Source organism: uncultured Thiodictyon sp., assembly GCA_903837595.1.
Classification (GTDB): domain Bacteria; phylum Pseudomonadota; class Gammaproteobacteria; order Chromatiales; family Chromatiaceae; genus Thiodictyon.
In genome coordinates, this window is the sequence record CAILVI010000099.1 from 1 (window position 1) to 13,122 (window position 13,122).

At 65.1% G+C, this 13,122-nt stretch carries 11 protein-coding genes; 10 read left to right on the forward strand and 1 reads right to left on the reverse strand.

What is annotated here, in order from left to right:
• The first annotated feature begins 194 nt into the window (after window positions 1-194).
• From QZY44_RS05460 to QZY44_RS05485, 6 genes are all read left to right on the forward strand, one after another.
• Window positions 195-443, forward strand: a complete 249-nt coding sequence (locus QZY44_RS05460) for a DUF433 domain-containing protein (RefSeq protein ID WP_295443344.1) — start codon at window positions 195-197, stop codon at window positions 441-443.
• Complete coding sequence (locus QZY44_RS05465; RefSeq protein ID WP_295443347.1) at window positions 440-631, forward strand: DUF5615 family PIN-like protein; 192 nt, start codon at window positions 440-442, stop codon at window positions 629-631. Before QZY44_RS05460 ends, QZY44_RS05465 begins: the two co-directional genes overlap by 4 nt.
• 349 nt (window positions 632-980) lie before the next feature.
• The gene (locus QZY44_RS05470) at window positions 981-1,232 is read left to right on the forward strand and encodes a type II toxin-antitoxin system ParD family antitoxin (protein ID WP_295443350.1); all 252 of its coding nucleotides are present in this window, start codon (window positions 981-983) and stop codon (window positions 1,230-1,232) included.
• Window positions 1,225-1,515 (forward strand): type II toxin-antitoxin system RelE/ParE family toxin, encoded by a 291-nt coding sequence (locus QZY44_RS05475; RefSeq protein WP_295443353.1) that lies wholly within the window; start codon window positions 1,225-1,227, stop codon window positions 1,513-1,515. The genes QZY44_RS05470 and QZY44_RS05475 overlap by 8 nt, the downstream gene beginning before the upstream one ends.
• A gap of 379 nt (window positions 1,516-1,894) precedes the next feature.
• Window positions 1,895-2,365 (forward strand): type II toxin-antitoxin system VapC family toxin, encoded by a 471-nt coding sequence (locus tag QZY44_RS05480; RefSeq protein WP_295443356.1) that lies wholly within the window; start codon window positions 1,895-1,897, stop codon window positions 2,363-2,365.
• 1 nt (window position 2,366) lies between these two features.
• Window positions 2,367-2,552: a hypothetical protein gene (locus QZY44_RS05485; RefSeq protein ID WP_295443359.1), complete on the forward strand. Its 186-nt coding sequence runs from the start codon at window positions 2,367-2,369 to the stop codon at window positions 2,550-2,552.
• Window positions 2,553-2,869: 317 nt separating this feature from the next.
• Here the strand turns inward: QZY44_RS05485 and QZY44_RS05490 are convergent, their stop codons facing one another.
• On the reverse strand, window positions 2,870-6,550 hold the full coding sequence (locus QZY44_RS05490; RefSeq protein ID WP_295443361.1) for an ATP-binding protein: 3,681 nt from the start codon (window positions 6,548-6,550) through the stop codon (window positions 2,870-2,872).
• Between the two features lie 372 nt (window positions 6,551-6,922).
• Between QZY44_RS05490 and QZY44_RS05495 the strand changes: the two genes are divergently transcribed.
• From QZY44_RS05495 to QZY44_RS05510, 4 genes are read left to right on the forward strand one after another with little or no spacing between them, the layout of a single operon-like run.
• Window positions 6,923-7,654, forward strand: a complete 732-nt coding sequence (locus tag QZY44_RS05495; RefSeq protein WP_295443364.1) for a CerR family C-terminal domain-containing protein — start codon at window positions 6,923-6,925, stop codon at window positions 7,652-7,654.
• Entirely contained in the window at window positions 7,651-8,799 is a 1,149-nt protein-coding gene (locus QZY44_RS05500) for an efflux RND transporter periplasmic adaptor subunit (RefSeq protein ID WP_295443366.1), read from the forward strand. Before QZY44_RS05495 ends, QZY44_RS05500 begins: the two co-directional genes overlap by 4 nt.
• Window positions 8,800-11,985, forward strand: a complete 3,186-nt coding sequence (locus tag QZY44_RS05505) for an efflux RND transporter permease subunit (protein ID WP_295443369.1) — start codon at window positions 8,800-8,802, stop codon at window positions 11,983-11,985. It begins immediately after the preceding gene.
• Entirely contained in the window at window positions 11,982-12,893 is a 912-nt protein-coding gene (locus QZY44_RS05510; protein WP_295443372.1) for an Rpn family recombination-promoting nuclease/putative transposase, read from the forward strand. Before QZY44_RS05505 ends, QZY44_RS05510 begins: the two co-directional genes overlap by 4 nt.
• The last annotated feature ends 229 nt before the right edge of the window (window positions 12,894-13,122 follow it).

Consider the following 13,122-nt stretch of genomic DNA (forward strand, 5'->3'; position numbering starts at 1 on the left):
GGAACTGAGTTTAGAATTGAATTTGCGAAATAGATTGCGAAGCCAGGTGCTCTACAAACGTTTCCGTTGAGGTACTTATCTGCTGGCGTCGAGCGATCCTATTTCGGCACCAGGCAAAGCGGCCGGGCACGAGTTGTATTCTGAAATTGAATTCGCCCCTGGCCCTTGAACTACTCCGACTTGAGGGTAAGACGATGTCCAAAGACGAGTTGCTGGCACGTATTTCGGTCAACCCGGGCGTCTGCTTCGGCAAGCCTTGTATCAAGGGGCATAGGATTTGGGTGTCCTTGGTCCTCGATCTGCTCGCCGGGGGCTGGAGCCATCACGAGATCCTCGATAATTATCCGGGCCTCGACGACGCGGATATCCTCGCGTGTATCGCCTACGGCGCGGAGATGACCCGCGAGCGGTATATTGACATCGAGCTTGCGCACTCGGCATGAAGATCAAACTGGACGAGAACCTTGGCCAACGCGGGGCCGAGATTTTCCGCACCGCTGGACATGATGTCGAGACAGTGGCGAGCGAGCGTCTTTCCGGCGCGACCGATCGGGAGCTGATTGGCATATGTCGCCGAGAGGACCGTTGCCTGGTCACGCTGGACCTGGATTTCAGCAATCCGCGGTACTGAGGCTGCCGCACCGCGCGACGGATACCGATTTGTGGGCGGCATGTGAGGTCTTGGTCAGGGGGCTGCGGATCGCACCGCTCGAGGGCAGGCTATGGATCGTGCACCGCGGCATCATCCGCGAATACCGGCCGGAGCAGGACGGGCCTTAGGGAATACCGGCGGAATACGCAAAAAGGGCGTCAGGCTCGACTTGTTTTGCTGGCTGATCAAAGTGAATTCGACCCTGGCCACTTTCCCGTTGGGGGCGCCTTCCCCCCTTTCCCCCTAAGAAGGCGCAAGTTCGTTCCGGATCGCTGCGACCGGTGCTACCATGATGGGGTATCTTTAGGTAATCGGGGGAATCTGCATAATGTCTGAAAACACAAGCATTTTTCTGAGCGACCACTTCAAGGGATTCGTCGAGCATCAAGTCCGAAGCGGACGGTACGGCTCCGCCAGCGAAGTCGTGCGCGCCAGCCTGCGACTGCTCGAGGAGCGCGAGCAACAGCTCGAAGCCCTGCGCCAAGCGCTGATCGAAGGCGAGGCGAGCGGCGAGGACTCCCCGCTCGATATGGTCGAGATCTGCCGCGAGGCGCGCAGGGAAGCGGGCTTGGATGTCTGAGATCGTCAAGCGCCCCCGTGCCAGGCAAGATCTGAAAGCGATCTGGCGCTACAGCTTCGAGCAATGGGGCGAGAAGCAGGCCGACAAGTATCTCGCCGAACTGGCCGCCGGGATCGCCCGGCTCGGCGACAACCCTTTGCTCGGCAAGCCGCGCGATGACCTGCGCCCCGGCTATCGGTCCCTGCGGATCAACGAGCACATGGTTTTCTACATGCTCACGCCTTCGACAGTTCGCATCGTGCGGGTGCTGCACGCGGGAATGGACCCGGACCGGCATGTCTAAGCCTGTGTAATTGACTCGCCGAGGTCATCTAGCGAAGGAACGGAGTCAGGTCTTGCAATCAAGCGTTCGCGCATCATCTCGCAGATACTTGATTGCAAAGCCGATTGGGGAAAGACCGCGATATTCCGATTAATAAGGAGCCAAGCTCAATGAATTTCCCGCCGGGGACCTGACCGCATATTTGGCGGTTGCATTGGCAGAAAGCTTGATCAGCAGGCGCGCGATTCCAGCCGAGCGCGAATGATGATGCACTGTCTGTTGCTATCGGGAGTCTATGGGCTCAGGTTGTCCCTTTTGCCTCGCGTCAGGGAAGAGGAAAGAGTCGAGGCGCCGATCACTTGGCGCGCCGACGGCGTATGCAATAGACCAGGAGATGGCCTTGAAGCCAAAAGTTTATGTGGAAACGTCTATCCCAAGTTACCTGACCGCTTGGCGAAGTCGGGACATAGTTATCGCCGGCAACCAAGAGACAACGAAAGAATGGTGGGACAGGCGCGACGACTTTGAACTCTTTATTTCAGAATTTGTGATAGAGGAATCGTCAGGCGGCGCCCCGGAAGCAGCCGCGAGAAGATTGGAAGTGCTAAGCGGAATTCCTGAAATCGAAATCTCGGCAGAAGTAGAGTTGATTGCAGAACGATTGCTGCTACACGCATCCTTACCGCCAAAGGCCAAAGTAGACGCACTCCATATTGCCATGGCAGCCATTGGTGGCATGGACTATCGGCTGACTTGGAATTGTGCACATATTGCAAATCCGGCTTTTCGCGTCAAGATTGATGCGGTTATCCGCTCTTTCGGGTACGAACCGCCAATCATCTGCACACCACTTGAAATCTTGGAGATCTAAGATGAAAGCGAATCCAATTATTGAAGAGATCCACAATACGCGAAGAGAGTACGCTGAACGGTTCGGTAATGATCTGCACGCGATCTGCGAAGATGCGCGCCAGAAACAGGGGCGTCAAGGCCGCCGTGTCGTGCCGGCAAGTCCTAAACCTGCTGAACATCAAGACATTAATAGTCACGCAGCCTAATCAACAAAGTGCCAGCGGCCTTGATCAGCGTTCTGGCCACCGGAGGTCGAGGCTTTAGCCGGTCCGGCGTGCAGGCGCCACAGACTTTTCATGGAATGTCGAGAACCTCCACCGGCTAAAGCCTCGACCTCCGATTGCAGAACGACCGCCACTGGTCGGGACGATCATCAAGGCCGTGCCAGTGATGCAGAACGTAGTCCGAGGGCGTCACCACGATATCCACGGCGGTGCTCAAGCCCTCCAGCGCACGATAAATGCGCGCAGACTCGGCCCGCGGCGATGCAACCTCATCTTTCTCGACCAAGAGGTCAAAATCGCTAATCGATGTTGCCCGAGTCGGGCGATAGGCGATCCGGGCCGGGGTCCGGCTCGGCCTCCTCATCCTGCCCCACCACCCGCGCCTCCAACAGCCGCCGCCCCTCCTCAACGCTGAAGCGGTGGCGGAACAGTGCCAGGACCTCGGCGTCCGGGTCGGGGAAGGCGGAGGCCAGGGTGATGGCATTGCGCTTCAGGATGGCGAGCAGTGCCTCGATGTTGCCGATGTCCAGATCCTTCAATTCATCCAGCGCCCAGACGATCTCTACCCGCGCCTGGCGGCGGATGCGGTTGATGAAGGCGATGAAGATGACGCACAGGATGAGATAGGACAGGCCATTGGAGGAGACGCGCTCCAGGTCGGCGGCCTTGCGGAAGGTACGGGTCTGGCCGTTTTCCACCACCTCACCTTCGATGCGGATCAGGCTCGGCAGGGCGGCGCGGATGCCCTCGCGGACCTCCCAGTGGTCGAGCAGGGTGCGCAGGGTGTCGGCGAACTCCGGGGGCGGCAGGTCCTGGCCGTCGAGGCGCAGCCAGGCGCGGTGCTCCTCGGCCATGGCCTCGATCGGCTGCCAGTATTCCAGCTCGCGGATCACGGAGATGACCTTGACGGTGACCCGCGAGACGCTCTCGAATCCCAGGTTGTCGTCCAGACTCTGCGCCAGCTCCCGATTGAATTGCTGGACCTTGCGGTGGAAGGCGTCCATGTCGCGGTGGAAGGCGACGATGGCCCCGGCGATCTGCTGGGCATCGGTCGCGAGGATGCGACGATAGGCGTCATGGTCGGAGTCGAACCAGGTCTTGAAGACCGGGACCCAGGCACGCGCCGGGGCGTCGGGACCCAGGGCCTCGCGGTGGGTCTCGTAGAACTGGTCCGGCGGGGCGTCGCGCTGGGCGCTGAAGGCGCGTTTGATTTGCTCGACCAGGGTGCGGATGCCGCGCTCCTGCGTCGTGGCCTCGGTCTGATTGCCGTTGGCCTGGGTGGTGAGTGCATCCAGGGTCCAGCCGGGGTCGAAGGGCTGACCCGCAATCTGGGCGTCGGGCGGGTAGGCACGGAACTGCTCGACGCGCCCACGCACCGCGGAGCGCTCCAGTTCCAACTGCTCATGGTCCCGGTCCAGGCGTTGCAGGCCGGCACTCAGCTCGGCGCCGCGCGTCTGCCAGCGCTTGTCCTCGGCCGTCAGGTCGGCGCGGGCGGCGGTCTCAAGGCTCCGCGCGTCCTGGGCGGCGCGGGCGTGTTCGTCTTTGCGCGGCCAGTCATTCTGCTGCCAGAGTTGCCACTGGCTGACCTCGCCGCGGCTGTGTTCGATGCGGCTGAGCGCGGTTTCCGTGTCCTTGAGGTCGCGCTCCAATGCCTGGAGTGCGGCGGTGTCCACCCCGGCGGCGCAGAGCCGCTGGTCGCGCTCGGCGACGATCCCGGCCCGTTCGACGGCCTGGCCTTGGCGCCGCTGCGTCTGGGCCCGGTCATGGGCCTCGATGGCCCCATGGCGCTCGGTCTCGATGGCGTGGCGCTCATCCGCCTGGCGCTGTTCGCGTGCCGTGATGGCCGCCTGGTGGCGCTCGTCCTGGGCCTTCTTTTCCGCCTGGAGTGCCGCCTCTGCCCGTTCCAGTTCAGCCAGTTGCTGCCTGGCCCGTTGCGCGGCCTCCTTCAAGTCCTGATCCATCCGGCGTTGTGCCGCCGCGCGCTCGGCGCGCGCCGATTCGAGCCGAGTACCGAGCTGCGCCAGCCCGGCGTTGGCCAAGGTCGCGCCGGTGTCGGCCTGCCGACGTGCCTGTTCGCAGGCGCCGAGTGCCTGTTCGGCCTGCACCCGCTGGGCGTCGAGCCGGGAGCGCTGCGCCTCCAGTTCGGCGATCTCCCGGCGCAGCCCCTCCTCGTCGGCGGCCAGGTGGGCATCGACATGGCTCAGGTCGAGCCCGACCCCGTAGAGTGTCGGGAGGCTGTCGATGAGCCCCGGGTCCAGGTCCGTGCGGATCAGCAGGTCCTCGCGGACCACCTTGGCGATGTCGAACACCCAGTCGGGTTGCCGGGTGCGCAGGAAGTGCAGCAGGGTATCCGCGCCCGGGCTCTGTTGCAGCAGCCGGGCCTGGCGCCGGCGCTCCAGGTCATCGCGTTGCCGGCGCAGGGTCGCCAGTGCCTGTTCCTGGTCCTGGTGGGCGGCAGTGGCCTTGGCAAGCGTCTCCCGGGCACGGCGCAACGCCTGGTCGGCCGCCTCCCGCTCCTGCTCCAGGGTCGTGACGTCCGCCTGCTTGGTGTCACGGATCGCGACCAGTTCCGGCTTGGCCTGGGGGGCGCGGACCTGCTGCCGCCACTCGCCCTTGGCCTCGGCGCTACGGTGCAGGCGGGTGTCGATGGCCGCAGACTCGCCGCGGTGGGTCTCGCGCAGTCGCTCCAGGTCCGTCCGGGCCGCCTCGTCGACCGCCCGCAACCGAGGCTCGAAGCCCTGGAAGAGGGCGGTGCGGGCCTCACCGGCAGCGCCCTCCGCCAGGGTGTGTCGGCGGTCCAGGTCATTGAGCAGGCGTTCGTATTTGAGTGAGATCGCCTCCTGCTCGCCGAGCAAGGCCTCGCGCCGCCGCTGTAGCTGCGCGTGCCGGGCGCGCAGGTCCGGTTCGCGCAGCACCAGTTCCGCCTTGGCCGGCAGGTCGCGGCGCAGCCAGTCCGCCTGTTGACCCTCCAGTGCCGCGACCCGCGCCGCTTGCTCCTTGGCCTCGCGCCCGGCTGACTCCAGGCGCAGGCGGATGCCCTCGGCACTCTGGCGATGGGCCTGCTCCTCATCGTTGGCCTGGGCCGCCTGGTGCGCCCGCGCCCGGCGGTTCTCGGTGTCGGTCTCGTCCAACCGGGCGAGCAGGCGCAGGATGCGGGCGTGGATGCGCCCCAGTTCAGACTCGACCGCGGTGAGCCGTGCCTCCCGCTCCAGCACCTGCCCCATCCGCCCGGACTCCTCCATCGCCCGGCTATAGGCGCCGTAATGCTGCGGCCAGGCGGCGATCTTGCGCCGTTCGGTGGTCAAGGCAATCTCGGCATCGGTATCGGAGATGCAGGAGACCACCATCCGCTGGAGGTCTTGAAAGTCCGTGCGGCGCAGGAACATGCCGCTGACGATCTTCTCGATGTGGGTCAGGTGATGGCCGGCACCGCAACAGGCGTAGTCCGCCACCAGTGCGCGCTGGTTGCTGCGCGTCTTGGTGCTCCCGACCTTGCCTTGGATGATCCCCCGGTACTCGGCGACCGAGCCGATGGCCTCGCTGTGGATGATGCCCTTGAGCTTGAAGTGCCGGCGCAGGTCCGGCGCCTGGAGGATGTTCTGGCCGTCCGGCAACAGGAACAGGTCCGGCCGGTAGGGCGAGCGCACGAAGCGATAGCGCCGCTCCCCGCCCTGTTCGTTGGCGTGCAGGACCACCAGGCAGGTGAGGTCCCGACGCTGGTACTCGAAAACGATGTACGAGGTCAGGCGCGGCAGGTAGTAGCCGTTGAAATCCAGTCGGTTGGTCTCGGTGCCGACAATGCGGGTCGGGTTTTCACCGTAGAAGATGGGTAGCAGTTGCAGCAGCGTCGTCTTGCCCCGGCCGTTGCGGCCGGTCAGTACGGCGCCGCCCTCCAGTGGAAACTCCACGACCCGTCCCGGGCTGTAGGAGTCGATCAGGATCAGGCGCAGCAGTCGATAGTCCATGCCATCGTCCGTCATTTGGTCGTCTCGCTTTTGCACAATCGCTGGGGTCGTCTCTGTGGATAAACTGTGCCGAAGCTGTGGCGGTGCCTTAGCGGACAGTGGCTTGGTCGGGGTGGTCACGCAGTGCTCGCCACCCGTGGGCGGCGCTCATTATAGAGCCTTCCGGGTTGGGCACTTCTCCACATGCGCTGTGACCGCTTCTGTGGATAACCTGTGTCGAAGCTGTCAGGGCGCTTTCCAAACAGAGGGTTGGAGGGTGCGGTCAGAAAACGCTCGGACACGGCGTGCGGTTCGGTGGCTTGCGCCTAGGCTAAACAAACGTTTGAAAGATGCAGACAAAGGGGTAGACTGCCCGGCTAGTTCCGGACCCACCGCTTGTGCTTGTCTATGCCCCCACTCGATCAAGCCCTGACCAGCCGCCTACCGGACCCGCGCACCGGCGAGACCCGTCAGCGCATCATCGAGACTGCGCTGCGGCTCTTTGCCGAGCACGGCTTTCGGGGGGTCTCGGTGCGCGACTTGAGCGCCGCCGCCCAGGTGAATGTGGCCGCGATCAATTACCACTTCGGCAGTAAGCAGGGGCTCTATCACACGATCTTTGAGACCGTGCTGGACGAGGACGAGGCGCGCTTCGCGGCGCAGATCGATGCGGTCGCGGCCTTGCTCACGCGCGCCGGGTCCGACCCGCACTTGCTGACGGCGGCGGTGCAGGCCCTGGCCCGCGGCCTGGTGGGGCGCCTCTCGGCCTTTGATCACCTGCGCCTCTTCGGTGTGCTCGTCGCCCGGGAGCTGGCCTTTCCCGGTGAACTCTTCGATCTCCTCTACCGCCGCCGTGCCGAGCCGGTGTTGCGGCTCCTGGCGCGCGTGGTGGGCGCCGCCTGGGGGCTGCCGCCCGCCTCCGAGACCGTCCGACTCACAGCCAACGTGTTGCACGGCAACATGGCGAGCCTGGTCTTCTCTCGCCCCATTCTCGGGCGCCAGTTGGGGTGGGACCATTACACCCCGCAGCGCCTGGACCAACTCACCCGCACCATCACCGACCTCATCTGCCGCGCCATCGGACTGCCTGACCTCAGTGCCCCGATGGTTTCGCGCGCCGACACTGGAGAAACCCTATGAAGGCGAAGACCGGTTTGACCCTGTTCGCGGTGGCCGCGTCCGGCCTGCTGGCCGCCCTGGTGTCCTATGGCAAGGTCGGCGCCGATGGCGCGGCGGGCAAGGCGGCGCCCACGCCGCCGCCCCGTCCCGCCCTGGCCGTGACCCTGGTCAGCCCGCGGACGGCGGACTGGCCGCGGATGCTCGAGGCGAGCGGCGGGCTCTTTGCCTGGCAGGAGGGGGTGATCGCCGCCGAGACCGGGGGCCTGCGGGTGGTGGAGGTCGCGGTGGATGTCGGCGATCGGGTGCGCCGCGGTCAGGTCCTGGCACGTCTGGACCAGGAGACCGTCAAGGCACAGCTCGCCCAGCAGGAGGCGCGGGTGGCCCAGGTGCGCACGGCGGCTGCCGAGGCGCGGGCCAATGGTGACCGGGCGCGCAACGTCAAGGACAAGGGGGCCATGTCCGAGCAGCAAGTCACCCAGTATCTGATCGCGGAGGAGGGGGCCAAGGCCAACCTGGCGGCGGCCGAGGCGGCCCTGGAGATGGAGCGTATCCGCCTGGCCGATACCCGCGTGCTCGCGGTGGATGACGGTGTGATCTCGGCCCGCGGGGCGACCTTAGGGACCGTGGTGCAGCCCGGGACTGAGCTCTTTCGTATCGTGCGCCAGGGGCGGGTGGAGTGGCGCGCCGAGCTCACGGCCGCGCAGCTCGCCCAGATCCGCCCCGGCCAGGAGGCGGAGATCCGGCTCCCGGGCGGAGAGTCCGTGACCGGCAAGGTGCGCATCGCCTCCCCGACGCTCGACGCCACCACCCGCTATGGCCTGGTCTATGTGGACCTGCCGCCGGACAGCGTGGCGCGCCCTGGGATGTTCGCCCAGGGCACCATCCGGGTCGGGGCCAGCCAGGCCCTGACCCTACCCGAGTCCTCCGTGGTCCTGCGAGACGGCTCGAGCTTTGTCTTCGAGGTCCTTGCCGACGACCGGGTTGCCCAGCGCAAGGTCGAGACTGGGCGCCGTGCCGCCGGCCAGGTGGAAATCCTGTCCGGCCTCAACAGTGCCGCCCGGGTGGTGGAGAGCGGTGGGGCCTTCCTCGCCGATGGTGACCTGGTGCGCGTCGAAGTCGACACCGGCTCCAACGCGGGCATTGGTCGCACGAGTGCGGCGCGCTAGATGAACGTCTCCGCCTGGTCCATCCGCCACCCGGTCCCTGCCATCCTGCTGTTCGGGCTCCTGACCATCATCGGGATCATGGGGTTCCGCGCCCTGGGGATTCAGAACTTCCCGGACATCGAGCTGCCCACCATCACGATCACCGCCACCTTGGAGGGGGCGGACCCGACCCAGCTGGAGACGGAGGTCGCGCGCAAGATCGAGGACAAGATCGCCTCCGTGGGCGGTATCGAGCACATCCGCACCACGATTGCCGACGGCTCCGCCACCATCCGGGTCGAGTTCCAGATCGACAAGGACACCGAGGTGGCCTTGAACGAGATGCGCAATGCGGTCGACAGTGTGCGGGCCGACCTGCCGCAGGACATGACTGACCCGATCGTCTCCAAGGTCACGACCTCCGGCTCATCGATTGTGACTTACACGGTGGCCTCCGAACGGATGGACGAGTCGGCCCTGTCCTGGTTCGTTGACAACGAGGTCAGCAAGGCCTTGCTGGCGGTCAAGGGGGTGGGGCGGGTGGCGCGGCTCGGCGGTGTGGACCGCGAGGTCCATGTGGATCTGGACAGCGCCAAGATGCAGTCGCTCGGGGTCACTGCCGAGGCCATCTCACTGCAATTGAAGCGCGTCCAGCAGGACGCCTCCGGCGGGCGGGGTGACATCGGTGGGGCGGTGCAATCGGTCCGCAGCCTGGGTGCGGTGGACACCGTGGCCGGGATCGCAGAGCTGGTGATCCCGCTCCCGGATGGGCGTCGGGTGCGCCTGCAAGACTTGGGTACGGTCAGTGACAGCTTTGCGGAGCGCGGTTCGCACGCGTTGCTGGACGGGACGGCGGTGGTTGCCTTCGAAGTGACCCGCGTCAAGGGGGCCAGCGAAGTGGCGGTGGCCAAGGCGGTCAAGGCGGCGGTGGACCATCTGGCAGTCCTCTACCCCCAGGTGCAGATCCGGGAGGCCTACAACACCGTCGACCCGGTGCAGGACAACTACCTGGGGTCCATGGAGCTTCTCTATGAGGGGGCGCTGCTGGCGATCCTGGTGGTCTATTGGCTCCTGCGTGACTGGCGCGCCACGCTGATTGCGGCCATCGCGCTGCCGCTCTCCGTCATCCCCACCTTTGCCGTCATGCTGTGGCTCGGGTTCAGCCTCAACATCCTGACCCTGCTCGCACTGGCCCTGGTGGTCGGTATCCTGGTGGACGATGCCATCGTCGAGATCGAGAACATCGTGCGCCATCTGCGCATGGGCAAGCCGCCCTTTCGCGCGGCGATGGAGGCGGCGGACGAGATCGGGCTTGCGGTCATCGCCACCACCTTCACCCTGGTCGCGGTCTTTCTGCCGACCGCCTTCATGGGCGGGGTACCGGGCAAGTTCTTTGTCCAGTTTGGCATCACCGCCGCGGTGGCGGTGGTGGCCTCGCTCATGGTCGCGCGCCTGCTAACCCCCATGATGGCTGCCTATTTTCTTAAACCCCATCCGGTGGGCAACACCGACAGTCGCACCATGATCCGGTATCTGGCCGCCGTCGGTTGGTGCCTGGACCATCGCAAGACCACCGCGCTGGTGGCCATCCTGTTCTTCGTCGGGTCCATGCAACTCATCCCGCTGCTACCCAAGGGCTTTGTGCCGGCGGCGGACCGCGGACTCTTCAGCGTCAAGCTGGAGTTGCCGCCCGGCAGTTCACTGGACGATACGCGGCTCGCGGCGGACCGGGCGCGGCGCCTCATCGCGCCCGTCGCCGAGGTGACTGGGATCTTCACCGCGGTCGGCAGTACCTCGGGTAACGGTCCGATGGGGGACGGCGCGGCCAAGGACGTGCGCCTGGCGAACCTGAACGTGAAGCTCCTGTATCGGCACAATCGCAGCCGTAGCCAGATGCAGATAGAGAAGGATGTGCGTGAGCGCCTGCGGGCGCTCCCCGGGACCCGGGTCTCCATCGGCGCCGGCCAAAGCGGCGAGAAGCTCCAGATCACGCTCGCGAGCGACGACCCCGTCGCACTCGCCACCGCGACCCAGGCGGCGGTACGGGACCTGCGCACCCTGCAGGGGATCGGCAACGTCACCTCCGGGGCCAGCCTGCAGCGCCCGGAGATCCAGATCCGGCCCGACTTCGCCCGCGCCGCGGACCTGGGTGTGACCACCTCCGCCCTGGCCGGGGCGGTGCGCGTCGCCACCTCCGGCGACTTCAAGGTCAATCTGCCCAAGCTCAATCTGCCGCAGCGCCAGATCCCCATCCGCGTGCGCCTGGACCGGGCGATGCGGACCGACCTGGAGGCCATTGCCCAGTTGCGCGTCCCGGCCAAGAGCGGTTCGGTGCCGCTCTCCGCGGTGGCTGAGCTTGCGCTCGGCAGCGGGTCGGCCCAGATCGACCGGGTGGACCGGGTGCGTACCGTCAACATCGACGTGGAACTGGGCGGGCGCCTCTTCGGTGCAGTCCTGGATGAGGCCGACGCCCTGCCGGCGTTGAAGGGCCTGCCGCCCGCCGTGACCCGGATCGCGCAGGGCGACGCCCAGCGCATGAATGAGTTGTTTGCCTCCTTCGGCACCGCCATGCTGATTGGCGTGCTGTGCATCTATGTGGTGCTGGTCCTGCTCTTCCATGACTTCCTGCAGCCTGTCACCATCCTGACCGCCCTGCCACTCTCGCTCGGCGGGGCCTTCATTGCGCTCCTGCTGACCCATAACAGCTTCTCCATGCCATCCATCATCGGTGTACTGATGCTGATGGGCATCGTGACCAAGAACTCCATCCTGCTGGTGGAATATGCCGTCATGGCGCGGCGTGAACGCGGCCTGGAGCGTCGCCTCGCGCTGCTGGACGCCTGCCACAAACGCGCCCGCCCCATCGTCATGACCACCATCGCCATGGGCGCCGGTATGTTGCCGGTGGCGTTGGGGATCGGCGCCGAACCCAGCTTCCGCTCCCCCATGGCCATTGCAGTCATCGGCGGGCTCATCACCTCGACGTTCCTGAGCCTGCTGGTCATCCCGGTGGTCTTCACCTTTGTCGATGACCTGCTGCGGTTGATCAAGCGGCTGGTGCCGCGCGGACAGGATGGGCATGGTTCGGGTGCGCCGGATCATGACGGCGATATGCGCCATAGCGGCGATGCCGCCGGGTCCGGCCAGGCATCGGTTCCCATCGCCTTGCGGATACTCCGTGACCCGGGGGCCGGGGCACTGTCATGACTCGCCCCCGCCGCCTGATCAGCTTCGACTGGGCGATGAAGCGCCTGCTGCGCAGCAAGGCCCACTTTGGGATTCTGGAAGGATTTCTCAGCGAATTGCTGCGCGAGGAGATTCAGATCCTGGAGGTCCTGGAGAGCGAGAGCAACAAGGACACGGCGTTCGACAAGCAGAATCGGGTGGACCTGAAGGCACGCAATGCCGGCGGTGAAATCATCCTGATCGAGGTGCAGTACCAGCGGCAGTTCGATTATTTGCAGCGGATTCTTCACAGCACGGCGCGTACCGTGGTAGAAAATCTCCAAGAGGGCCAGCCCTACGGTGAGGTGGTCAAGGTCATCTCGGTCAGCATCCTGTATTTCGACCTAGGCCAAGGCCAGGATTATGTTTATCACGGCGCGACCCGATTTATCGGAGTGCATCAGCACGACGAATTACAGTTGAGCCAGGCGCAACGGGACCTGTACGGACGGGCCGAACCCCAGGCCCTGTTCCCGGAATATTACCTGATCAAGGTCAACCAGTTCGACGACGTAGCCCGCGACTGCCTGGACGAGTGGATCTATTTCCTCAAGCACGAGGAAGTGCCGGACGGTTTTCGGGCGCGGGGGTTGCAAGAAGCCAAGGAGCAGTTGGACATACTGAAACTCCCCGAGGCGGAGCGGCGGGCCTACGAGCGTTATCAGGACGACTTGCACCAGCAAGCGAGCATGGTGCAGTCCTCCTATGGCTGGGGGATGCACCAGGGTCGCCAGCTGGGGCGTGAGGAAGTCCGCGAGGAAGGTCAGCAACAGGAGCGTTTGCGGATAGCCCGGAGCCTGCTGGGGACGATCGCCGATGACGGCCTGCTGGCTGAGAAGACCGGCTTGGACGAGGCGCAGGTGCGGGGATTGCGGGAGGAGCAGGGGTGAGTGCGCGCGGACGGTCGGGGCGACTGGCCCAAGGGTTGCGCAACCATGTTAACCGCTACTTGTGTCAGTTGGAGACTCATTAGGGGGAATGTTTGATGTGCGGTCTGAGTTGCTCTCCCATCTCCAGGTCGGCGACGTATTGGAAAGCTGAAGCATTTCGCGAATAGTCATGTTTCTATGATAATTACACGCGGAGGACGCTAGGGTGAAGGCTTCGCTAATGCATCTG